This is a genomic window from Micromonospora sp. KC207 (assembly GCF_004348615.1).
In the GTDB taxonomy this organism is placed as follows: Bacteria; Actinomycetota; Actinomycetes; order Mycobacteriales; family Micromonosporaceae; genus Micromonospora.
In genome coordinates, this window is sequence record NZ_SMKJ01000637.1 from 1 (window position 1) to 339 (window position 339).

A 339-nucleotide genomic window follows, 5' to 3' on the forward strand; every position below is an offset into this window, starting at 1 on the left:
GCCCAGCTCTACCAGCAACTCGACGTTGCCGCTGAACGCCGCGTCGGTGGCGTTCGCCGAGCCGAGCAGGACCCGTGCCTGGTGGCCCTTCTCCACCACGTACACCTTCGCGTGCAGCCCGTGCAGCGCCTCCTGGCCCGGCGGTGCCTCCTCGGCGGGCAGACCGGCCAAGGCGCTGACCACGAACGCCTCGGATCCGGCCAGGCTCCCCTCGGGCAGGCGGTCGAGCGCCTCCTGCCGGCTCACCACCGACAGCGCCCCGCTGGGTGCGCACCGGTTCAGGCCACCCGGCGTGCAGAACGGCGAGATGACCAGGTGACGAGTCCCCGCGAAGTCCGG

1 protein-coding gene is annotated in these 339 nt (G+C 72.9%); it reads right to left on the minus strand.

Annotated features, from left to right (window positions below; all coding sequences use genetic code 11):
- Window positions 1–339, minus strand: a 339-nt coding sequence (locus E1258_RS33795) for a phospholipase D family protein (RefSeq protein ID WP_207919951.1), incomplete at both ends; no start/stop codon positions are given.